The sequence below is a fragment of the Aeromonas dhakensis genome (assembly GCF_002285935.1).
GTDB lineage: Bacteria > Pseudomonadota > Gammaproteobacteria > Enterobacterales > Aeromonadaceae > Aeromonas > Aeromonas dhakensis.
The window spans coordinates 4,297,016-4,318,892 of record NZ_CP023141.1; the positions used below are offsets into that span (position 1 = coordinate 4,297,016).

Consider the following 21,877-nt stretch of genomic DNA (forward strand, 5'->3'; position numbering starts at 1 on the left):
CCCTAGCGCTCAACCAGCGTCATTCTGCGGTTGTAGATGTTCATCAGCAGCGAGGTGGTGATACTGATGACGAGATAGACCCCCATGGTCATGGCGATGACCTCGATGGCCTGCCCGGTCTGGTTGAGGGTGGTGCCCATGAACACAGACACCAGATCCGGATAGCCGATGGCCGTGGCCAGCGAGGAGTTCTTGGTGAGGTTCAGATACTGGCTGGTCAAGGGAGGGATGATGACCCGCATCGCCTGGGGAATGATCACCAGCCGCAGCGTCTTGGCGGGTGAGAGCCCGAGGGCGGAGGCCGCCTCCGTCTGGCCCTTGCTGATGGCCATGATGCCGGAGCGCACTATCTCCGCGATGAAGGCCGCCGTGTAGATGGTGAGCGCCAGCAAGAGGGCCGCGAGCTCGGGCAAGACCGTCAGACCGCCCCGGAAGTTGAACCCCTGCAGGGCCGGCACGCTCCAGCTGAGCGGGCTGCCCGCCAGCAGGAAGGCGGCGGCCGGGAGCAGAATGACCAGGGCAGCCACGCTGCGCCATAACGGGAATATCCTGCCGGTCAGGGCCTGACGGCGCCGTGCCCAGCGGCTCAGCCCCCAGCTCAACACCACGGCGATCAGCAGGGCCAAGAGCACGTAACCGAATCCCTCTTCGAACACGGGCTTGGGCAGATAAAAGCCCCGCACGTTGAGGAAGGCGAGCCCCCCCAGATCCACGCTCTGGCGCGGAGATGGCAGGGTGCGCAGCACCGAGAAGTACCAGAAGAAGATCTGCAGCAGCAGCGGGATGTTGCGAAACGTCTCTATGTAGACGGTCGCTATCTTGGCCACCAGCCAGTTGCGCGACAGGCGCGCCACCCCAAGCATGAAACCGAGCAGGGTGGCAAACAGGATGCCGAGCACGGAGACCAGCAGGGTATTGAGCAGCCCCACCAGAAAGGTACGGCCGAAGGTATAGGTCTCGTCATAGGGGATCAGGCTCTGCAGGATGCCGAAGCCCGCCGTGTTGCCCAAAAAATCGAAGCCTGTGGTGATGCCACGGGTGGCCAGATTGGTCAGGGCATTGTGGATGATGTAGAACAGGAACCCGACCACGACCGCGATGGCCAGGCACTGGAAGATCAATGCCCGCACCTTGGCGTCATACCACCAGCGGCCCTGTTCCTTCCTATGGTTTGATGCGTGTAACGCCATGAGGATGACTCCGACAAAGCCAGGGGAAATGGGGGGCCTCGGCCCCCCGATGGTTGTCGACTCAGCGGATGGGCGGCGCGTACATCAGGCCACCCTTGTTCCAGAGCGCATTGATGCCGCGCTCGATCTTGAGGGGGGAGCCGGCACCGACGTTGCGGTCGAAGGATTCGCCATAGTTGCCGACCTGCTTGACGATGTTGTAGGCCCACTTGTCATCCAGCCCGAGCACCGACCCCTTGGGCTCTTCCAGCCCCAGCAGACGGCGGATATCCGGGTTGGTGGACTTGAGCATCTCGTCCACGTTGGCACTGGTGACCCCGGCCTCCTCGGCGTTGAGCATGGCGTTGAGGCTCCAGCGCACCACCTTGAACCACTGATCGTCACCCTGGCGCACGGCAGGCCCCAGCGGCTCCTTGGAGATCACCTCAGGCAGCACCATGGCCTCCGCCGGCTTGCTGAGCTTGATCTTGAGGGCATAGAGCTGGGACTGATCCGAGGTCAGCACGTCGCAGCGGCCCGCCTCGAACCCCTTGACGGTCTGATCCGAGGTATCGAACACCACAGGGGTATATTTCATGCCGCCATTGGCGCGGAAATAGTCCGCCAGGTTGAGCTCTGTGGTGGTGCCAGACTGGATGCAGACGGCGGCACCGTCGAGCTCCTTGGCGCTCTTCACCCCGAGGGACTGCTTGATCAGAAAGCCTTGGCCATCGTAGTAGTTCACCCCGGCAAAGGTCAGACCCAGCGACCCGTCCCGGGTCAGGGTCCAGGTGGTATTGCGCGACAGCAGATCCACCTCGCCGGACTGCAGGGCGGTGAATCGCTCCTTGGCGGTGAGGGAGACATACTTCACCTTGCCGGCATCCCCCAGCACGGCCGCGGCCACGGCGCGGCACACATCCACGTCCAGACCGGTCCAGGTGCCCTTGGCATCCGGGTTGGAGAAACCCGGCAGGCCATCACCCACCCCGCACTGCACGAATCCCTTCTTCTTGACGGCATCCAGGGTGCCGTCGGCCCATGCATTGGCTGCCACCAGCGACAGCACCATCACCATACCTGCCTTGTGTATCTGCTTCATCTCACGCTTCCCTGTGGTTTGATTCAAATAGGCACCAAAACCTGGCAAGATGCCTTCGTTTCTCTGCTTTTTCACAGCTTATCGAGCGGCTCAAAAACCTGTCAATCGGTGCAAGCCGGCCCAACCTTGGTGCAGCAGCACAAAATAGGTCAACGGGCCGATATGCACTCTTAGAATTAAAAATAGACCCTTATTCGCAAAATGGCCTACGGTTCCAAGCCCCCGATAATGTGAGGATTATTTTTCGCAAAAAATCGGACGCACCGGATTGGGGCAGAAAAACGCGCTGACAACGCATTTATCGGGCGCATTTTGCCAACAACAGGGCCCGTTATTGGGGGGAATGAACCAATACCGGGCAACCGGAAGAGAGGGATGAAAGGTGGGAACGGGGGCGTAAACGCCGGAAAGAGACCGGAGCCACACCACCGTACTCGGCGCGCACCATCCGGTCGGCAGGATCAATTGCCGCGCGGGCCGTTCTCGATGTCGGTGACCACCCCGTTGCGCACGGTGACGAAGCGCATGAACTCGTTCTTGCCGAAGTTGTAGGTCCAGCGCTCCCCATACTTCACCTGCACCAGGTTGCCGAACTGGTTCTCCTCGTTGCGGGTCAGCTCCTCGCGCAGCATGGGCTCGCCGCACTTGATCAGCATCTCGGCGGTGCTGTCCCCTTCGGTGATCAGCGCATTCTTGCAGCGCATGGCGCCGGCACTGGCCGGCAGACTCAGCAGCAGGGCCAGCAGGGTTCCGCCAACCAGCGGCAGTGACTTCATCGATAGCTTCATCTGTAACTCCATTTGAACAGGGCGCTGCCCAGGGTGATGCAGCAGAGCGTAAACAGCAGGACAAAGCCCAGTGGCGCCGCCACCTCGGCCCAACCTGCCCCTTCCAGCATGACGGCACGGGCCGCCGCGATGATCTGGCTGAGCGGCAACCAGGCCGCCAGCTGCTGCAGCCAGGCGGGGGCCCCTTCCAGCGAGAACCAGACGCCGGAGAGGAACATCATCGGCATACTGATGACGTTGAGCAGCCCGCTCGCCAGCTCCTCGTTCTGGATACGGGCCGCCACCAGCAGGCCGAGGGAGGCCATGGACGCCCCACCCAGCAGGGCGATCAACAGCAGCAGCCAGCCCGAGCCGAGCAACGGCACCCCGAGCAGAAAGTAGGACACCAAAAACACCAGCAGGCTCACCACCAGGGTGATCAGGATGCGCGACAGCAGCTGGGCGCAGAGAAACTCGGCGGCCGAGAGCGGAGTGGCCCCAAGCCGCTTGAGCACCCCGTTCTTGCGGTAACGGACGATGACGAAGCCCACCCCGAACAGGCCGGAGAACATCAGATTCATGCCGATCACCCCGGGCAGCAGCCAGTCGCCATAGCGAATGGCGCGCCCGCTCAGAGTCTCCCGCGTAAGCGGCGCCGGCACGGTCTGGCGCAGCAGATACTCGGCCATGGCGCCCTGGGGGGCATCCGGGTTGATCCAGTAACGGCCCGTGCCGGGCGAGAGCAGCAGATCCAGCTGGTGGTGGCGCACCTTGAGCCGGCCCTTCTCCTCCTCGTCATAGGGGATGATCTTGAGCAGCGGCACGGCGCGCAGCGGGGCATAGGCTGCGGGCAGCTCCCCCACCACTCCCATCTGCACCAGCGGCTTGGGCGGGCCGGAGAAGATGAGGGTAAACCCCAGCACCAGCAGCAGCGGAAAGGCCAGGTTCCAGATCAGCGCGGCCCGATCCCGCACAAACTCCAGGTTGCGGGCATAGAAGAGCGCGCCGATGCGCTTGAGAGATCCCGTCATCTGGTGCTCCTTGGGCTGGCAGGCTGGGACGGCATGCCGGCAGGCACCGTTGCGAGGTACCACGGGGCCGCGTTCATGCGCCGCTCCGCAGGCTGTGGCCGGTCAGGTGCAAGAAGAGATCCTCCAGGTTGGGGGAGCGCACCTGCATGCCGGTCAGCGGCACGCCCAGGCTCAGCAGCCGTGGTAGCAAGTTCGCCACGTCGGGGCAGCTCAGCTCCACCTGCTCGCCCAGCGGGCGCAGGGGATAACCGAGGCTGGCGAGGGCCGGGTGAGCCGCCAGGCGCACCAGCACACCCTCAAAGTGTTGGGCCAGCAGGGCGACCGGGGTATCCAGGCTGAGCAGATGGCCGTGATCGACGATGGCAATCTGATCGCACAGCTGCTGGGCCTCGTCCATGTAGTGGGTGGTGAGCACCACCGTCTTGCCCTGCGCCTTGATCGCCTCGATGCGCTGCCAGAAGTGGTGGCGGGCCTGGGGATCGAGGCCCGTGGTGGGCTCGTCCAGAAACAGCAGCTCGGGGTCGCCGAGCAGGGCCAAGGCCAGCAGCAGCCGTTGCCGCTGACCGCCGGAGAGCTTGCGGCTGTCCCGATCGATGAATTCCCCCAGCGCACACAGCTCGATGAGCTGAGCCTGGGGCAAGGGGGCCGGGTAGAGGCTGGCAAACAGCCGCAGGGTATCGCGCACCGTCAGGAAATCCTGCAGCGCCGTGTGCTGGAACTGGATGCCGATGCGGGAGCGGTAGTCGGGGCCGCGTGGGGCGCCGTGGAACAGGATCTGACCGCTGTCCGGGGTGAGGATCCCCTCCAGCAGTTCGATGGTGGTGGTCTTGCCCGCCCCGTTCGGGCCGAGCAGGCCGAAACAGCTGCCGGCAGGAATGGCAAAGCTGAGCCCGTCCACCGCCTTGACGCCGGGGAAGTGCTTGACGAGATCGACGACTTCAATGATGGCAGCCATGGGCGCTCTCCCAGCAGGAGCCATGACTATATCCAAAAGCGCAGGCGCTGCCCATGCCCCGCCGTGCGCGGCGCAAAAAACAGACGGCGACCCGAGGGTCGCCGTCTGTATCAATCAAGCCAGCCGGATCACAGGATGTCCAGCAGCTCCACTTCGAATACCAGGGCGGAGTACGGCGGGATGGAACCGGCACCGCGTGCGCCGTAGGCCAGATCCTGCGGAATGTAGAGCTTCCACTTGGAGCCAACCGGCATCAGTTGCAACGCTTCTACCCAGCCGGCGATCACGCCAGTGACCGGGAATTCGGCCGGCTGGCCGCGGGCGACGGAGCTGTCGAACACGCCACCGTGGGTGAAGGTACCGTGGTAGTGCACACGGACGGACTGACCGGCGACCGGTACGGCACCGTTGCCTTCCACCAGCACTTCGTACTGCAGACCGGACTCGGTGGTCTTCACTTCGGCGCGCTTGGCGTTATCGGCCAGGAAGGCTTCGCCTTCGGCGGCGGCAGCCTTGGCAACGGCTTCCTGCTCTTCCTGCATGCGGGCAGTAATGACCTGGAAGGCATCGTTGATATCGTCACGGCTGACCGCGAACTCCAGACCATTCAGGGCATCTGCCAGACCTTGCTGCAGGGCCGGGATATCCAGACCGGCGAAGGCTTGCTGCGCCAGTTGATCACCCATGTTGCGGCCGATGCCATAGCTGGCCTTCTGTTCGATAGAGTCGTATTGGGACATTGAGAAGTTGCTCCGGGTCCTGAGGGTAAAAGAGACGGGATAATATCAGACTTTTGCGCCGGGTGCTGCCGGCCCGTCCCCAGTTTTGCCCCCAGGTGGGAGGTGCCTCACATCAGCCCCCCTCATCCCCGCCCCTTCTCCCGCCAGGGGAGAAGGGAGCAAAACAGAGCACCGTCGGTGATATTGACCCGGCCATCGTCCGAGGTGCCCATGTTGACGCCCCATGACGAGACACCATGCCGCCGTGCGGCTCGTATCAGGCCCTTTCCAGCAGAGCCCGTACCGCCGCTACCTTGGCGCCGTCGGTGATATTGACCCGACCGTCGTCCGAGGTGCCCATGTTGACGCCCATGAAGAGACATCATGCCGCCGTGCGGCTCGTATCAGGCCCTGTCCAGCAGCGCCCGTACCGCCGCCACCTTGGCGCCGTCGGTGATATTGACCCGACCGTCGTCCGAGGTGCCCATGTTCACTCCATGAGGCACCATGCCGCCGCGCCAGCCCATGCCGGACATGTGCACTTCGTTCACCCCGGTAAACTCGATGATGGTACGCACGTTGTCGGCATTGACCCCGGCACCCGGCATCAGACTGGCGCGCCCCGCCAGCGCCTGCTGCATCGCCTGCAGGGTCTCGAGCCCCGCCAGCGCGGTCGGCGCGTGGCCCGAGCTCAGAATGCGCTCGCAACCGGCGGCAACTATGGTCTCCAAGTCGAGGCGCCAGTCAGAGGAGAGGTCGATGGCGCGGTGGAAGGTGACGCCAAGGGGCCCCGCTGCCTCCACCAGCTGGCCGAGTCTGGCGGCAGGCACCCGACCCTCCTCGTCCAGCAGTCCGACCACCACCCCCTGCAGGCCGGCGGCACGAGCGGCGGCGATATCCTGCAGCATCATCTCGAACTCCCCCTCGCCAAAGCAGAAGTCGCCGGCCCGGGGCCGGATCATGGCGTAGACGGGAATGGTGGCATGGCGCGCCGCCAGCTGCATGAAGCCATAGGAGGGGGTCAGGCCGCCCAGCCCCAGCGCAGAGCAGAGCTCGATGCGATCGGCGCCGGCCGCTTGGGCAGTGAACAGGGATTCCAGGTTGTCGATACAGATTTCAAGAGAGGTCATGATGGACTCCTTTATTGGGGAGATCAGACCCCGGATCTGATCTCATAAATTGAGCAAGGCGGCCCCGCGCACCCCGCCGGCGCCGCCGAAGCGGGCCTCGCGGATCTCGGGCAGGGCGACCCCGGGCAGCAGGTGACCGGGCAGGCGCAGCGGCAACTGCTCATAGAGCGCGGGCAGGCCGCTCAGGCCGCCCCCCAGCACCACCACGTCGGGGTCGACCACCGAGATGGCGGTGGCAAGCCCGGCGGCCATGATTTCGAGCCAGCAGTCGACCGTGGCCACCGCATGGGGCTCGTGCGCCTCGAAGCGCCCCACTATCTGGTGGCCGCTGGCACGCTGGCCGTGAAAGTGATGGTAGAGCCGCTCCAGCCCGGTGCCGGAGGCATAGGTTTCAAAACAGACCAGACGGCCGCAGCCGCAACGGGGACGAGGCAGGTCGGGGTACTTCATCAGCATGGTGGCCGGCAGCGGGTAGTGGCCTATCTCCCCCGCCAGCCAGTTGCGGCCCTGGATCAGCTTGCCCGCCAGATAGACGGCGCCGCCGATGCCGGTACCTATGGTGACGCCGAGGGCGCTGTCGGCCCCCGCCGCCGCCCCCTGATGTACCTCGGACCAGAGGAAGCAGTTGGCATCGTTGTCCACCTTGACCGGTCTGCCCAGCAGTTCGGCCAGATCGGTGCCCAGATGGCGACCATTGATGGAGGGCAGATTGGCCGCCACTATGCTGTGGTCGTGCCGGTTGAGAATGCCGGGAAAGCCGATGCCCACCGCACCGCGCGCGCCAAAACGGGCATCCGCCTGTTCGACCCGCTCGCGAATGAGCTGCTGCAGCCCCTGATAGTCATTGCCGGGAGTGCTCACGCGCTCCTCGTGGCAGAGATTCAAGGCACCGTCATAGACGGCGAACGCTATCTTGGTGCCACCAATATCAAAGCCGTAATACATGCCACACTCCCTTGTCGGTGAGCCGCCTCACCTCAGCCTGTCCAGAGGGGGACATTGTATTAATTCGCAAAAAAAATAAAGTGACCGAGGGCGAAAAACGGGAGAGAGATCAAAGCAAACGAAACATTTGTCGCTGCAGGCAGGGCTGGCCGAGGCTCATCAGGGTGCGCTCCTGGCCATCGAAGACGAAGCCGCGGCGCAGATAGAACCCCTCACCTATGTGGTTGCCATCGAGCAGCCACAATCTGACGCCTTCACAGCCGGCCCGCCGCATCTGCATCGCCACCGCCTGCCACAGCCGCTTGCCGTGGCCCTGGCGCCAGTGGTCGGGATGCAGGTAAAAGGCGCGGATCCAGGCGGTGGGGTACTCCCCCGCCAGCTCCGGCTGCCAGTAGAGCAGGCCGATGACCACCTCGTCCTGGCACAGCAGCATGGGCCTTGGGCCCGTCTCCGCCAGCCGGCGCTGCCAGATCTGCAGGTGCTCGGTGACCGCCAGCTGGGCCAGCATGTCGGTACCGAGCACGCCGCCATATGCGGCGAGCCAGCTGGCCCGCTGCATCACCGTCATGGCGGCGGCGTCATCGGGCCGCGCCATGCGCAGGCTTATGCCTTGCATTGGGGCACCAGTCCGGAGGCGCGGGCCTGCTGATAGAGCGGCACGGCCTCAGCCTGCTGGGCCTGCAGCTCGGCGATCCGGCTCTCGTTGCTGGGGTGGGTGGAGAGCAGCTGGGGCGGCGCATTGCCGCCCGCGGCCGCGCTCATGTTCTGCCAGAGCGGGATCGCTTCGGCCGGATTGAAACCGGCGCGGGCCATCAGATCCAGCCCCAGCCTGTCCGCCTCGCTCTCCTGCTCGCGACCATAGGGCAGCATGACGCCGACCTCGACCCCGAGCCCCAGCGCCGCCATGGTGGCACCGCGGTATTCGCTGCTGCCCATGGCGATGTCGGCCGCCGCCAGCCCAAGGCCGGTCAGCTGGCTGCGGGAGAGCCGCTCGTTGGAGTGCTGGGCCAGCACGTGGGTCAGCTCGTGGCCGATGACGGTGGCGAGCTGATCCTGATTCTTGGCCACCTTGAGCAGACCGCTGTAGACCCCGATCTTGCCGCCGGGCAGGGCGAAGGCGTTCACCTGCTTGGAGTCAAACACCACCACTTCCCAGTTGGTGATGCCGTAGCTGGCGGGCACCTGGGCGGTCACCGCCTTGGCGACGCAGGAGACATAGGCGTTCACTCTGGCGTCCTTGCTCACCTTCTCCTGCTTCTTCATCTGCTCGAAGGAGTCAGCCCCCAGCTTGCTCATCTGCTGGGGCGAGAAGAGCAGCATCTGGCTGCGACCGGTGGGAGACTGGGCACAGCTGGCGAGCAGGGTCGTACAGAGTGCCGCCAGGCCAAGCTTGAACAGGGGAGATGTCATGGAGGTGTCCTTCACCATAAAGATGCCCTATTTTCGGAAATGCGGGCGTCCGGTGCAAGTCGACAAATCACCCGGTCCGGCGAAAGCGGTCACAGCCGGCCCCAAAAAGAAAACGGGCCCCGCGGGGCCCGTCTGGCAGAGGAAACCGGCTTACATGATGCCCAGTTTCTTCAGGTCGGCTTCGACCACCTTGGCCGGTACCGGTACGTAGCCATCTTTGGCGACGATGTTCTGACCCGCCTTGGAGAGCACCATCTTCAGGAACTCTTGCTCCATCGGGGAGAGCGGCTTGTTCGGGTGCTTGTTCACGTAAACGTACAGGAAGCGCGACAGCGGATACTTGCCGGTGATGGCGTTGTCGGAGGTCGCTTCGATGAAGGTCTTGCCATCCTTGGAGAGCGGTACGGCGCGCACGCCGGAGGTGACGTAACCGATGCCGGAGTAGCCGATGCCGTTCAGGGAGGAGGAGACCGACTGCACCACGGAGGCGGAGCCCGGCTGCTCGTTCACGCCGCTCTTGAAGTCGCCGTTGCACAGGGCGTGTTCTTTGAAGTAGCCGTAGGTGCCGGAGACGGAGTTGCGACCGAACAGTTGCAGATCCTTGCCGGACCAGGAGCCGTCCAGACCCAGGTCGGCCCACTTGGTGGCCGCCTTGGCTTCACCGCACTTGAGGGTGCTGGAGAAGATGGCATCCAGTTGCTGCATGGACAGGCCCTTGATGGGGTTGTCCTTGTTGACGAACACCGCCAGGGCATCGACCGCGACGCGGATGGCGGTCGGCTTGTAGCCGTAGCGCTTCTCGAACGCCTCTTCCTCGCCGGACTTCATGGCGCGGCTCATGGGGCCAAACTGGGCGACACCTTCGGTCAGCGCGGTCGGCGCGGTAGAGGAACCGGCGGCCTGGATCTGCACGTTGACGTTGGGGTACATACGCTTAAATTCTTCGGCCCACAGGGTCATCATGTTGGCCAGGGTATCCGAGCCGACAGAGGACAGGTTGCCCGAGATGCCGCTGGTCGGAGTGTAATCCGGCAGATTTTTATCCACACCGGCAGCCAGGGCGCTGACGGAAAACAGGGTTGCTGCGGTGAATCCGATTACACCAGCCAGTTTGTTGAGTTTCATCCAATCTCTCCAAGGTTGCAGAACGCAGTCCATCAAAACACGGGTTAACTTGGCTCAGTGCTGATCATCCGACCGGGGCGCTGAGTGTCATTCCCTGCCCTCTTTGGCCCGACTCCGGGGCGGTGGAAGGCAGTCATCAATCTGAGGCCGAAACGTGGTGGCATCCCGAGTGGGGCGATCGGCCGGTCGCGTTTCATTCTCTCCCTGCGCCGCACTGGCACAGGTCCGTTCTCAAGACGGCGCCAGTATCTGACCTGGCAGTGACAAATTTATGGATTTAATGTGACACTTTAATGACATGGCGAGGCTTTTGACCAAATGAAAAAAGGGCCGCCATCGCCGCCCTCTTTTCATTGCTAACCCATTGCTTGAAAAGCTTATTTCAACACCACCATGCGAGCGGGGATGAGGAAGCTGAAACGGCTGCCAAGGCCGACCCGGCTCTCGATGTCGAGCTGGCAGTCGTGGTGACTCAGGGCATGCTTGACGATGGCAAGGCCGAGCCCGGAGCCGCCGGTGTGGCGCGAGCGCGCCTTGTCGACCCGGTAGAACCGCTCGGTGAGCCGCGCCAGGTGCTCGGGCGGGATCCCCTCTCCCTCGTCCTGCACTGCAAACAGCGCCATCGTCCCCTGCTTGCGCCACTCCACCGTGATCTTGCGCCCCGCCGGGGTGTAGTGGATGGCGTTGTAGACCAGGTTGGAGACGGCGCTGCGCAGCTGATCCTGATCGCCGCGCACCAGCAGATTGGGCTGCACCATGAACTCGATCTGGTGGGCCCGCTCGCCGGAGAGCGCCCGCGCCTCCTGCTCCAGCAGCCCCAGCATGGCGGGCATGTCCACCAGATGGGAGAGATCCACGGTGGGCGCCGCCTCGATCCGCGACAGGGTGAGCAGCTGATTGACCAGGTTGTCCATGCGGATGGTCTGCTCCATCATCACCCTGTGCGCCTTGGCCCACATGGCGGGCGGCGGCGGCTCCTCGGTCATCTCCAGATAGCCCTTGAGCACGGTGAGCGGGGTGCGCAGCTCGTGGGAGACGTTGGAGACGAAATGCTTGCGGGTCTTCTCCAGGCTGCGCAGCCGGGTCACGTCCCGCACCACCAGCATGGCCTGATCCTCGGCATAGGGCATGATGCGAAACTCGAGAAACTTCTCCTCGTTGATGGGCGAGGTCATCTCGAACGGTTCGTCATACTCTCCCTTGCCTAGGTAGGCGCCGAAGGCAGGATTGCGAATCAGGTTGCCGATATGCTGACCGGCGTCTTCCGGCCAGCGAAAGCCGAGCAGCTGCTCCGCCAGCCGGTTGCACCAGAGGATGCTGCCGTCGGTGCGAAACACCACGGCCGCATCGGGCAGTGCCTCGGCCCCTTCCCGAAAGCGGCGAATGAGACCCGCCAGCTCGCGGCGGCGGGCCCGGTGGCGCTGCTGCAGCTTGTAGATGCCGTTGAAGATGTACTCCCAGCTGCCGCTGCCGTTGGGAGGCACCAGGCTGCGATCGTGCCACAGCCAGTCCGACAGCCGCTTCTGGAAACGGTAGTGCCAGCCCAGGTGCATGACGGTAGCCAGCAACAGACACAGGGCCAGACTCTCCGTCAGCCAGCCGACCAAGACGAAGGGCGCATAGAAGAATGCCATTCGCCACAACTGGCGCCGCCAGGCGTATGGTTGCAACATAAGTGCCTCTTAGAGACGGGTTGAGAAGCGATAGCCCGCGCCGCGCACCGTCTGGATCAAGCGATCATGCCCCGTCTCTTCAATGGCCTTGCGCAGGCGACGGATATGCACATCCACGGTTCTGTCCTCGACGTACACATTGGTACCCCAGACGTTGTTGAGCAGCTGTTCGCGGCTGTAGACCCGCTCCGGGTGGGTCATGAAGAAGTGCAGCAGCTTGAATTCGGTCGGCCCCATGTCGAGGGCCTTTTCCTCGGCGCTGACCCGGTGGGAGACAGGATCCAGCTTGAGCCCCTGCACCTCGATCACCTCGTCCACCGAGGTGGGAGAGACGCGGCGCATCACCGCATGCAGGCGGGCGGTGAGCTCCTTGGGGGAGAACGGCTTGGTGATGTAGTCATCGGCCCCTGCCTCCAGACCGCGCACCTTGTCCTCTTCCTCGCCGCGGGCGGTCAGCATCACCACCGGGATCTGGCGGGTCACCTCATCCTGCTTGAGCTGCTTGATGAACTGGATGCCGCTGCCGCCTGGCATCATCCAGTCCAGCACGATGAGTTCGGGGTAGGGTTCGCGCACCTTCGCCAATCCGTCGGCAAAATCTTCAGCTTCTACTGTTTCATATCCCTTCTGCTCGAGCACGAAGCAGAGCATTTCGCGGATCGGTGCTTCGTCCTCGACCACCAGAATTCGCTTAGCCATATCCCTTCTCTCTCCTCTGTGAAGATGGGTGCGCCAATTATTAGAACTTTCTGTGACACTTTTATGACTTTATGACAGGCGGGATGATAAACGTTTTCAGATTCAGTTGGCAGCAGTGAGTTGCAGCAGATCCCATCGATTGCCACTGATGTCCTCGAACACCACCACGGTGCCGTAAGGCTCGGTGCGCGGCTGTTCACAAAAATGGACACCGTACGCCTGCATGCGCTGATAGTCGCCCCAGAAGTCGTCGGTCTCGAGGAACAGGAAGACCCGGCCGCCCCCCTGCTGGCCGATGGCGGCCCGCTGCTCCGGGGTGGCGGCCCGCGCCAGCAACAGGGCGGAACCGGGGGCACCCTTGGGAGCAACCCGCACCCAGCGCTTGCCCGGTTTGCCCGGCTCGTCGAGGGGGGTGTCTTCCAGCAGCTCGAACCCCAGTCCCTGGGTAAAGAAGGTGATGGCCTGGTCGTAATCGGCCACCAGCAGGGCCAGGGCGCCAATGTGTTGTGCCATGGGAAGTACCTCAACAGATGAATGGACGGGGCGCATCATAACGGGGGACGGCCCCGGGCTCCAGCACCGGGGCAGATGAGATGGCAGAGGATGGAAGAGAAGAGCATGGCGCCGGGCAGGCGCGATCTCCCCGCTTAAAGCAACCGGTTCACTCCTGTCCGAGCCAGTCGCGCAGCACGCTATCCCGGTCACCATCCAGCGCCGGCGAGGCACGCCCGTAGCATACCGGGGTGGCCGACAGATGGAGCGGGTTGGCCAGGGTGGGCAAGGGCTGCTCACCGCGCTGCACCTGCTGCACCCAACCGCGCACCGCCCCCTGCTCGAGGGCAAACAGCGCATCCAGGGTGAGGATGGGGCCGCCCGGTACCCCGGCCGCCTCCAGCATGGCATTCCACTCGGCGCTGCTGCGCGCCAGCAGCCGCTCGGCAATCAGGGCGTTGAGCCGGTGGCGCTGGCGCACCCGGGCGGCGTTGGTGGCAAAGTCGGGGTCCTGCGCCCACCCGGGTTCCCCCAGCAGGGCCGCCAGCGCGGCAAACTGGCCATCGTTGCCCACCGCGAGGATCAGATGGCCATCCCGGCTGGGATAGACGTCGTAGGGGACGATATTGGGGTGACCGTTGCCAAGGCGTCCGGGCGCCTGACCGGTGGCGAGATAATTCATCGCCTGATTGGCCAGCACCGCCACCGACACGTCGAGCAGGGCGAGATCGATCTGCTGCCCCTCCCCGGTTCGCTCCCGGTGACGCAGGGCCGCCTGGATGCCGATGGTGGCGTAGAGGCCGGTGAGGATGTCGACGAGCGCCACCCCCACCTTGACCGGCCCGCCGCCGGGCACCCCGTCGGGCTGACCGGTGATGCTCATCAACCCGCCCAGCCCCTGAATAAGCAGATCGTAACCGGGTCGCTGGGCCCAGGGACCGTCCTGGCCAAACCCCGTGATGGAGCAGTAGATGAGCTCTGGGCGGCGGGCCTTGAGGCTCGGATAATCGAGGCCAAAGCGCGCCAGTCCCCCCACCTTGAAGTTCTCGATCACCACGTCGGCACAGTCCACCAATGCCAGCAGGGTGTCTCTGTCGCGCGCTAGATCCAGGGCGATGGAGCGTTTGCCCCGGTTGGCGGCATGAAAGTAGGCCGCCTCCCCCGCCACCAGCTCGGGCGGGCCCCAGTGGCGGGTGTCGTCACCGCGCCCGGGGGCCTCCACTTTCACCACATCGGCGCCGAGATCGGCAAGCAGCTGGCTGGCCCAGGGGCCGGCCAGCACACGGCTGAGATCCAGCACGCGCACGCCGGCAAGGGGCCCCATCACTCAAACGCCTGCAGGTCGGTCTGGGCCCGCCCCAGGATCAGGGCGTGGATGTCGTGGGTTCCCTCGTAGGTGTTGACCGCCTCCAGGTTCATCACGTGGCGAATGACGTGAAACTCGTCGCTGATGCCGTTGCCGCCGTGCATGTCGCGGGCGACGCGGGCAATCTCCAGCGCCTTGCCACAGCTGTTGCGCTTGATGAGCGACACCAGCTCCACCGGGCAGCGCCCCTCATCCATCAGGCGCCCAGCCTGCAGACAGCCCTGCAGGCCGAGGGCAATCTCGGTCTGCATGTTGGCCAGCTTGAGCTGGAACAGCTGGGTGGCGGCCAGCGGACGGCCGAATTGCTGACGATCCAGCCCGTACTGGCGGGCGGCGTGCCAGCAGAACTCGGCGGCGCCGAGCGCCCCCCAGGCGATGCCGTAGCGCGCCTTGTTGAGGCAGCCAAACGGCCCCTTGAGGCCGCTCACCCCCGCCAGCCGGTTGGCCTCCGGCACGAAGACCCGCTCCATCACTATTTCGCCGGTGATGGAGGCACGCAGGGAGAACTTGCCCTCGATCTTGGGAGCCAACAGCCCGGCCATCCCCTTCTCCAGCACGAAGCCGGTGATCTCGCCATCCAGCTTGGCCCACACCACGAACAGATCGGCGATGGGGGAGTTGGTGATCCACATTTTGTTGCCGGTCAGCAGATAGCCGCCGTCAACCCGCTCGGCCCGGCTCTTCATGGAACCCGGGTCGGAGCCCGCATCCGGCTCGGTGAGGCCAAAGCAGCCCACCAGCTCGCCCCGGGCCAGCCCCGGCAGCCAGCGCTGGCGCTGGGCCTCGTCGCCATAAGCGTGGATCGGGTGCATCACCAGGGAGGATTGCACACTCATGGCCGAGCGGTAGCCGCTGTCGACCCGCTCCACCTCCCGGGCGATGAGACCGTAGGCCACGTGATTGACCCCGGCGCAGCCGTACTGCTCCGGCAGGGTGGCGCCGAGCAGCCCCAGCTCCCCCAGCTCGTTCATGATGGTGCGGTCAAACTGCTCGCGCCGGTTCGCCTCCAGCACCCTGGGCATCAGCCGTGCCTGGCAGTAGTCGCGGGCGGCGTCGCGAATGAGCCGCTCCTCTTCGCCGAGCTGGCTATCGAGAAAGAAGGGGTCTTGCCAATCAAATCGGGTACGCGTCATAAAGCACTCCATGCCATGCAAAAGAATCATCAAAGGGTCTCTTGTGGACCCATTTTGACCACGAAAAAGCTCAGGCAACAAACACCTCAGCCTGCCTCCCGCAGCGCCCGATAGAGGGTGGTGCGGCTGATGCCGAGCCGGCGCGCCGCCTCGCTCACGTTGCCGCCGCACTCTGTCAGGGTCTGCTGCACCCGTTGCCGGTTCTGCTCTCGCAATGTGCTGCCCGCCAGCGCCGGGGGGGCGATCGGCGCCACCGCCACGGTCGGCAGATGCAGGTGAGCAGGCTCAATCCAGCCCTGCCCCTCCGCCAGCACGCAAGCCACCTCCAGCGCCTGCTTGAGCTGGCGCACGTTGCCGGGTAGCGGGTGGGCCAGCAGTTGGCGCTCGGCCTCATCGCTCAGGCGCAGGGCAGGATCCATCTCGGCCAGCAGCCGCCGGACCAGTGCCTGCCGCTCCGGGGCCGGCCAGTCGCGCAGCGGCGCCAGTTGCTGGCGCCAGCCGCAGATGCGGTAGTAGAGATCCTCGCGGAAGGTGCCGGCCGCCACCATGGCCGCCAGATCCCGGTGGCTGGCGCTGACCAGCCAGAAATCCACCGCTTCGGGCTTGTGGCTGCCAACCGGGGTGACGGCGCGCTCCTGCAACACCCGCAGCAAGCGGGTCTGGGCCGAGAGCGGCAGCTCGCCGATCTCGTCCAGCATCAGGATGCCGCCGTGGGCGGCACGCAGATAACCCTGGCTGCCCTGGCTGCGGGCACCGCTGAAGGCCCCGCCGACATAGCCGAACAACTCGGCCTCCACCAGCTCCGCCGGCAGGGCGCCGCAGTTGACGCACACCAGGGGCTTCTCGTGGCGGCTCGACTGGCGATGGAGGTCGCGCACCAGATGCTCCTTGCCGCTGCCGGTCTCCCCCTCGATGAGCAGGGAGATGCCGCGCTCCAGCATCTTGAGCGGCACCTGCCGGCCGTGCGAGCCACCGGCAGCGGCCGGCAGGCCGGGCTGGGCCACAACTGAGCTGGCCTCCGGTATCAACCGCAAGCCGCGTCGATCCCGCAGCAGCTGCTTGCCGTCGAAGGGGTGCTGGCCGAGCCAGAGCCGGCCGGCCCGGTTGGCCCCGAGCAGTTCGCCCTCCTCCCCCAGCAGCAGGCGGGCGGACCAGAGACTCTGGGGCTCGAGATCCACCAGCCAGCCCGGCTGGCGCGCCAGCAGCGCGTTTTCCAGGGTCATGGCCAGCAGCCGCACAGTGCCCAGCATGTCGCCGCCGTGGTGGGCCGCATCGGTGGAGATGTCGAGCACCCCGATCACTTGCCCGTCCGGCCCGAGCAGCGGGCAGGCGCTGCAGCTGAGAAAGCTGTGCTGGGCGAAGAAGTGCTGATTGCCGAGCACCTGTACCTCGCTCTGCTCGGCCAGCGCGGTGCCGATGGCATTGGTGCCCTTGCTCGCCTCCCCCCAGCGGGCGCCGCTGCGCAAAAAGACCCGCTCGGCGTGGCGGGCGAAGCCGTCATCACCGCTGGCAGCCAGGATGGCGCCCTCGCCATCGCACAGCAGCAACCGACAGGGGCGCCCCGCCAGCAGCTGGTCAAACAGCGGCAGTACGAAGCGCCGGAAGCTGGCGATCAGCACCCTGTGCTGCTCCTGGCGGGCCGACAGCTCCCCCTGGGGCAGCAAGTCCAGCTCAGCGCTCTGCTGACGGCTCAACCCCTGGTGCAGGCAGCGCTGCCAGGAGCGCTGGATCGGGCTGGCACCAGATTGAGGGAACTCGCTCATCACACCTCCTGTTCACAAACGGCACGACTGTCGCGACCACTGTCCAGAAACGGCACAGTTGTATCGCCACCGCCGCGGTCATTGGTTAACCAAGATACGCTGCCGCACCCCGTTTGATAACGTTTTTGTAACTTTTGAAGCGCTGGTCAGACCCTCTGGCACGTCCCTTGCGATACACAGCAGCAGCCGGGCTGCCCGCCAGCCCGGTCAGGACCACACACATAAGGATGATGAGATGATTTATACCGCTCCCGGTCAGGCAGGTGCCCTGGTCAGCTTCAAGTCCCGTTACGACAACTTCATCGGTGGCGACTGGGTCGCCCCGCGCGCCGGCCGCTACTTTGAAAACATCTCGCCGGTGGATGGCCGCGTGTTCTGCGAGGTGGCCCGCTCCGACGCCGCCGACATCGAGCTGGCGCTGGACGCCGCTCACAAGGCGTTCGCCAGCTGGAGCAAGACCAGCGTCACCGAACGCAGCAACCTGCTGCTGCGCATCGCCGATCGCATCGAGCAGAACATCGAGGTGCTCGCCATCGCCGAGACCTGGGAGAACGGCAAGGCGGTGCGCGAGACCCTGGCCGCCGACCTGCCACTGGTGGTGGATCACTTCCGCTACTTCGCCGGCTGCATCCGCGCCCAGGAGGGCTCGGCCGCCGAGCTGGATCAAAACACCGTCAGCTACCACTTCAAGGAGCCCATCGGGGTGGTCGGCCAGATCATCCCGTGGAACTTCCCGCTGCTGATGGCGGCCTGGAAGCTGGCCCCGGTGCTGGCGGCCGGCTGCTGCAGCGTGCTCAAGCCCGCCGAGCAGACCCCGGTCACCATCATGCTGATGATGGATCTCATCAAGGACATCCTGCCCCCCGGCGTGGTCAACGTGGTCAACGGCTTCGGCGCCGAGGCAGGCCAGGCGCTCGCCACCAGCGACCGGATCCAGAAGCTCGCGTTTACCGGCTCCACCGAGGTGGGCGCCCACATCCTGCGCTGCGCCGCCGACAAGCTCATTCCCTCCACCGTGGAGCTGGGTGGCAAGTCCCCCAACATCTACTTCGCCGACGTGATGCAGCACGAGAGCAGCTACATCGACAAGGCGGTGGAAGGGATGCTGATGACCTTCTTCAACCAGGGCGAGGTGTGCACCTGCCCCTCCCGCGCCCTGGTGCAGGAGAGCATCTATGACGACTTCATGGACAAGGTGCTGGCCCGCGCCCGCACAATCGTGCAGGGCAACCCCCTCGACACCAATACCCAGGTGGGTGCCCAGGCGTCCCGCGAGCAGTTCGACAAGATCCTGAGCTACATGGAGATCGGCCGCGGCGAAGGGGCAAAAATGCTGATCGGCGGCGGCCCGGCCAAGGTGAGCGGACTGGAGGGGGGCTTCTACATCCAGCCCACCATCTTCCACGGCCAGAACAAGATGCGGGTGTTCCAGGAGGAGATCTTCGGGCCGGCGCTCGGGGTCACCACCTTCAAGGACGAGGCGGAGGCGCTGGCCATTGCCAACGACACCCAGTACGGGCTGGGGGCGGGCCTCTGGACCCGCGACAGCAACCTGGCTTGGCGCATGGGGCGCGGCATCCAGGCCGGCCGGGTCTGGGTCAACTGTTACCACGCCTATCCGGCGCACGCGGCCTTCGGCGGCTACAAGAAGTCAGGGATCGGTCGCGAGACCCACAAGATGATGCTGGACCACTACCAGAACACCAAGAACCTGCTGGTGAGCCACGACATCAACCCCCTCGGCTTCTTCTAAGCCCCTCCCGTGATCGACAAGGGCGCCTGCGGGCGCCCTTTTCATTGCTGGTGCGGTCGCGGTCAGAGCTGTGCCTGCCCGGCGCCGATCCCCAGCTGCTGGCGATAGCGCTGGGGGGCACAGCCCTGTTCGCGCTGGAACATGGCGATGAAGGCCGAGGTGGAGGTGTAACCGAGCCGCCAGGCGATCTCCTGCACCGGCATCTCGCCGCGCAGCCAGTCCAGCGCCTTCACCAGCCGCAGCCGGGTGCGCCACTGGCCGAGGCTCATGTCAAGCTCCTTCTGGCAGCGTCGCGCCAGGGTGCGCTCGGTGGTGTGAAGCACCTTGGCCCACTGGGCCAGGGTGCGGTTGTCCTCCGGCGCCGCCTGCAACGCCGCCAGCAAGGGGGCGAGCAGGCGATCCCGGCTCTGGGGCAGATAGCTTGGCTGGCAACGGGTGCGGGCCAGCTTCTCGATGAAGAGTTCACCCTGGCGGGCATCCCACTCGTCCTCCATGTGGCCGACCCGGCGCTGGGTGAAATCCTCCAGCAGGGCCCGCAGCAAGGGGGTGAGCGCCAGCAGCTGGGGTTCCCGTGGCAGGCGCGGCGCCAGCGCGTGGCTCACGTAGATGGAGGTGTAGTCCAGGGTCTGCTCGTTGAAGGCTGTGTGGGGCTGATCCGCCGGCACCCAGATGAGGTAGTCCGGCGGCGCCACCAGCCGCTGCCCCCCGACCTCCACCACCATGACCCCGAGACTGATGAGGCTGAGCTGGCCCCAGGGGTGGGCGTGCTCGGCGCAGGCGTTGCCCCCCTGGATCTGGCTGTAGCGAAAATAGAGGGGGTTGGGGGCGGCCAGCAGGCGATCCTGCTCAGCCAGGGTGAGGGTGCCCATGCAGATTGTCCCAAAGCGGTTATGACATGTCTTATTTACGCTACTTGCATCGTTCAAGACAAGGCTAGACTCTCTCCATCATACCAAGGAGTCGCTATGCCCTTTCTCTTTCCCCTGCTCGCCATCCTGATCTGGGCCGCCAATACCGTGGTCTCCAAGGCCGCCGCCGGCGTGCTGGATCCTGCCGCCATCTCGTTTTACCGCTGGGTGATCGCCGCCCTGGCGCTGACCCCCTTCTGCCTGCCGCAGCTGTGGCGCCGCCGGAGCGATCTCCGCCCCTGGCTCGGCAAGCTCCTGGTGCTCTCCCTGCTCGGTATGGTGCTCTACCAGTGCCTCGCCTACTACGCCGCCCACAGCACCTCGGCCACCAACATGGGGGTCATCGGCTCCCTGCTGCCGCTGCTCACCCTGCTGATAGGGGCCTGCTGCTTTGGCCAGAAGCCGGGCAAGCAGGCGCTGCTCGGCATGAGCATCTCGCTGTTCGGGGTGCTCTGGCTGCTCGGTCAGGGCAACCCTCAAGCACTGCTGCACAGCGGCATAAACCCAGGCGACGGCATGATGCTGCTGGGAGCGGCCAGCTATGCCCTCTATGGCCTCTTGATACGCCGCTGGCAACTGCCGTTCGGCCCCTGGCTCAACCTCTATCTGCAGATCCTGCTGGCGGTGCTGCTGCTCATCCCGCTGGCCCTCTCCGCCGACTCCCTGGCCATTCCCGCCCAGGGCTGGAGCATGGTGCTGTTTGCCGGGCTCGCCTCCTCCATCTTCGCCGCCTACTGCTGGATGCGCGGCCTCGCCAGTCTGGGGGCGGAGCGCACCTCGGTCTTCATGAACCTGATGCCACTGTGCACGGCCCTCATCGCCGTCATCAGCCTGGGGGAGCCCATCCACGGCTATCACCTGCTGGGGGGCGGCCTCATCCTGAGCGGGGTCATGCTCTCCCAGTTCAAGCCAAGAGCCCGCCGCGTCCTGCTGGAAGAGGCCTGAGCGGCCCGCCGTACCGGTTTTCGTGCCGACGTATAGACCTGAAAAAGGGAGCTTCGGCTCCCTTTTTGCTGGTATGGGTCTGCGTGCGGCAAGCGGCTCAGCTGCCCCGCCGCCAGTGGTAGCGGCGCTCGGGCCGGCCGCGCTGGCCGTAGTTGAGATCCACGTCCACCCGGTCCTCCGACTCCAGATACTCCAGATAGCGGCGCGCCGTGGTGCGGCTGAGGGACAAGCGCAACGCCACCGTGTCGGTGGAGAAGGCGCTGTCAGGCTCGCCCGCCAGCAGCTCCAGCACCTGGCGCAGGGTGATGGCGTCGATCCCCTTGGGGGTGTCACGCACCTCGCGCCCCTGGGGCCTCACCTTGCCCATCAAGCGGTCCAGGTCGCTCTGCTCGAGGGAGCCGCGCTCGCAGATGCGCCGGTGCAGGGTGAGGATCTCGTCCAGGCTCTGCTGGATGCGAAACAGCCGCAGCGGCTTGATGATGTAATCCTGCACCCCCTGATTGAGGGCCTGCTGGATGGTCTCCACGTCGCAGGAGGCGGTCACCATGATGACGTAGGCTTCGCGGTTGTGGCTGCGCAGCCGGTTCACCCACTCCAGGCCGGAGCCGTCGGGCAGCGAGATGTCCACCAGCAGCAGCTGCGGCTGGGCCGCGCGCATCATGAGATCGGCCTGGGTCAGGCTTTCGGCCCGACCCAGCAGGGAAAATCCGGGGGTGGAGGAGACCAGCTCGGCCAGAATGGATCCTATCCGTTCGTCATCCTCGATCACCAGCGTGAAAATGGGCTCCATAG

21 protein-coding genes and 1 pseudogene are annotated in these 21,877 nt (G+C 65.1%); 2 read left to right on the forward strand and 20 right to left on the reverse strand.

Going from position 1 to position 21,877, the window contains the following annotated elements:
* Window positions 1-2: 2 nt before the first annotated feature.
* From CK627_RS19840 to CK627_RS19925, 18 genes and pseudogenes are all read right to left on the reverse strand, one after another.
* Entirely contained in the window at window positions 3-1,190 is a 1,188-nt protein-coding gene (locus CK627_RS19840) for an amino acid ABC transporter permease (protein WP_254425334.1), read from the reverse strand.
* A 61-nt stretch (window positions 1,191-1,251) separates the two neighbouring features.
* The gene (locus tag CK627_RS19845) at window positions 1,252-2,271 is read right to left on the reverse strand and encodes an amino acid ABC transporter substrate-binding protein (protein ID WP_005298555.1); all 1,020 of its coding nucleotides are present in this window, start codon (window positions 2,269-2,271) and stop codon (window positions 1,252-1,254) included.
* Window positions 2,272-2,732: 461 nt separating this feature from the next.
* Window positions 2,733-3,059: a DUF2845 domain-containing protein gene (locus tag CK627_RS19850; protein WP_005298553.1), complete on the reverse strand. Its 327-nt coding sequence runs from the start codon at window positions 3,057-3,059 to the stop codon at window positions 2,733-2,735.
* Entirely contained in the window at window positions 3,056-4,069 is a 1,014-nt protein-coding gene (locus CK627_RS19855; RefSeq protein ID WP_095593187.1) for an ABC transporter permease, read from the reverse strand. Before CK627_RS19855 ends, CK627_RS19850 begins: the two co-directional genes overlap by 4 nt.
* Window positions 4,070-4,142: 73 nt before the next feature.
* On the reverse strand, window positions 4,143-5,024 hold the full coding sequence (locus tag CK627_RS19860; protein WP_095593188.1) for an ABC transporter ATP-binding protein: 882 nt from the start codon (window positions 5,022-5,024) through the stop codon (window positions 4,143-4,145).
* A 128-nt stretch (window positions 5,025-5,152) separates the two neighbouring features.
* Window positions 5,153-5,764, reverse strand: a complete 612-nt coding sequence (gene bamJ, locus CK627_RS19865) for a BamJ family beta-barrel-assembly machinery protein (protein ID WP_005298548.1) — start codon at window positions 5,762-5,764, stop codon at window positions 5,153-5,155.
* Window positions 5,765-6,020: 256 nt separating this feature from the next.
* Window positions 6,021-6,113, reverse strand: a pseudogene (locus tag CK627_RS19870) (copper homeostasis protein CutC); the annotation flags it as partial.
* A gap of 34 nt (window positions 6,114-6,147) precedes the next feature.
* On the reverse strand, window positions 6,148-6,873 hold the full coding sequence (locus CK627_RS19875; RefSeq protein WP_017765750.1) for a copper homeostasis protein CutC: 726 nt from the start codon (window positions 6,871-6,873) through the stop codon (window positions 6,148-6,150).
* Between the two features lie 42 nt (window positions 6,874-6,915).
* Window positions 6,916-7,818 carry an ROK family protein gene (locus CK627_RS19880; RefSeq protein WP_095593189.1) on the reverse strand — a complete coding sequence of 301 codons (903 nt, stop codon included), beginning with the start codon at window positions 7,816-7,818 and terminating at the stop codon, window positions 6,916-6,918.
* A gap of 109 nt (window positions 7,819-7,927) precedes the next feature.
* Window positions 7,928-8,434 carry a GNAT family N-acetyltransferase gene (locus tag CK627_RS19885; RefSeq protein ID WP_017783481.1) on the reverse strand — a complete coding sequence of 169 codons (507 nt, stop codon included), beginning with the start codon at window positions 8,432-8,434 and terminating at the stop codon, window positions 7,928-7,930.
* On the reverse strand, window positions 8,422-9,228 hold the full coding sequence (locus CK627_RS19890) for a M48 family metallopeptidase (protein WP_017785985.1): 807 nt from the start codon (window positions 9,226-9,228) through the stop codon (window positions 8,422-8,424). The genes CK627_RS19885 and CK627_RS19890 overlap by 13 nt, the downstream gene beginning before the upstream one ends.
* A gap of 150 nt (window positions 9,229-9,378) precedes the next feature.
* Window positions 9,379-10,353, reverse strand: coding sequence for a PstS family phosphate ABC transporter substrate-binding protein (locus CK627_RS19895; protein ID WP_005298532.1), 975 nt, complete (start codon window positions 10,351-10,353; stop codon window positions 9,379-9,381).
* A gap of 377 nt (window positions 10,354-10,730) precedes the next feature.
* Complete coding sequence (gene phoR, locus CK627_RS19900) at window positions 10,731-12,026, reverse strand: phosphate regulon sensor histidine kinase PhoR (protein ID WP_005298529.1); 1,296 nt, start codon at window positions 12,024-12,026, stop codon at window positions 10,731-10,733.
* Window positions 12,027-12,035: 9 nt separating this feature from the next.
* Window positions 12,036-12,725 carry a phosphate regulon transcriptional regulator PhoB gene (phoB, locus tag CK627_RS19905; RefSeq protein WP_005298527.1) on the reverse strand — a complete coding sequence of 230 codons (690 nt, stop codon included), beginning with the start codon at window positions 12,723-12,725 and terminating at the stop codon, window positions 12,036-12,038.
* A gap of 102 nt (window positions 12,726-12,827) precedes the next feature.
* Entirely contained in the window at window positions 12,828-13,238 is a 411-nt protein-coding gene (locus CK627_RS19910; RefSeq protein WP_010634726.1) for a VOC family protein, read from the reverse strand.
* 148 nt (window positions 13,239-13,386) lie between these two features.
* Window positions 13,387-14,541: a CaiB/BaiF CoA transferase family protein gene (locus CK627_RS19915; protein WP_095593190.1), complete on the reverse strand. Its 1,155-nt coding sequence runs from the start codon at window positions 14,539-14,541 to the stop codon at window positions 13,387-13,389.
* Window positions 14,541-15,716, reverse strand: a complete 1,176-nt coding sequence (locus CK627_RS19920) for an acyl-CoA dehydrogenase (protein WP_095593191.1) — start codon at window positions 15,714-15,716, stop codon at window positions 14,541-14,543. Before CK627_RS19920 ends, CK627_RS19915 begins: the two co-directional genes overlap by 1 nt.
* 86 nt (window positions 15,717-15,802) lie before the next feature.
* Complete coding sequence (locus CK627_RS19925) at window positions 15,803-17,479, reverse strand: sigma-54-dependent Fis family transcriptional regulator (RefSeq protein ID WP_095593192.1); 1,677 nt, start codon at window positions 17,477-17,479, stop codon at window positions 15,803-15,805.
* Between the two features lie 235 nt (window positions 17,480-17,714).
* Between CK627_RS19925 and exaC the strand changes: the two genes are divergently transcribed.
* Window positions 17,715-19,232, forward strand: coding sequence for an acetaldehyde dehydrogenase ExaC (gene exaC / locus CK627_RS19930; RefSeq protein WP_095593193.1), 1,518 nt, complete (start codon window positions 17,715-17,717; stop codon window positions 19,230-19,232).
* Window positions 19,233-19,294: 62 nt separating this feature from the next.
* Here the strand turns inward: exaC and CK627_RS19935 are convergent, their stop codons facing one another.
* On the reverse strand, window positions 19,295-20,101 hold the full coding sequence (locus tag CK627_RS19935; RefSeq protein WP_095593194.1) for an AraC family transcriptional regulator: 807 nt from the start codon (window positions 20,099-20,101) through the stop codon (window positions 19,295-19,297).
* Between the two features lie 96 nt (window positions 20,102-20,197).
* Between CK627_RS19935 and CK627_RS19940 the strand changes: the two genes are divergently transcribed.
* Window positions 20,198-21,085, forward strand: coding sequence for a DMT family transporter (locus CK627_RS19940; RefSeq protein ID WP_095593195.1), 888 nt, complete (start codon window positions 20,198-20,200; stop codon window positions 21,083-21,085).
* 97 nt (window positions 21,086-21,182) lie between these two features.
* Here the strand turns inward: CK627_RS19940 and CK627_RS19945 are convergent, their stop codons facing one another.
* Window positions 21,183-21,875 carry a response regulator gene (locus CK627_RS19945; protein WP_011705161.1) on the reverse strand — a complete coding sequence of 231 codons (693 nt, stop codon included), beginning with the start codon at window positions 21,873-21,875 and terminating at the stop codon, window positions 21,183-21,185.
* Window positions 21,876-21,877: the final 2 nt, after the last annotated feature.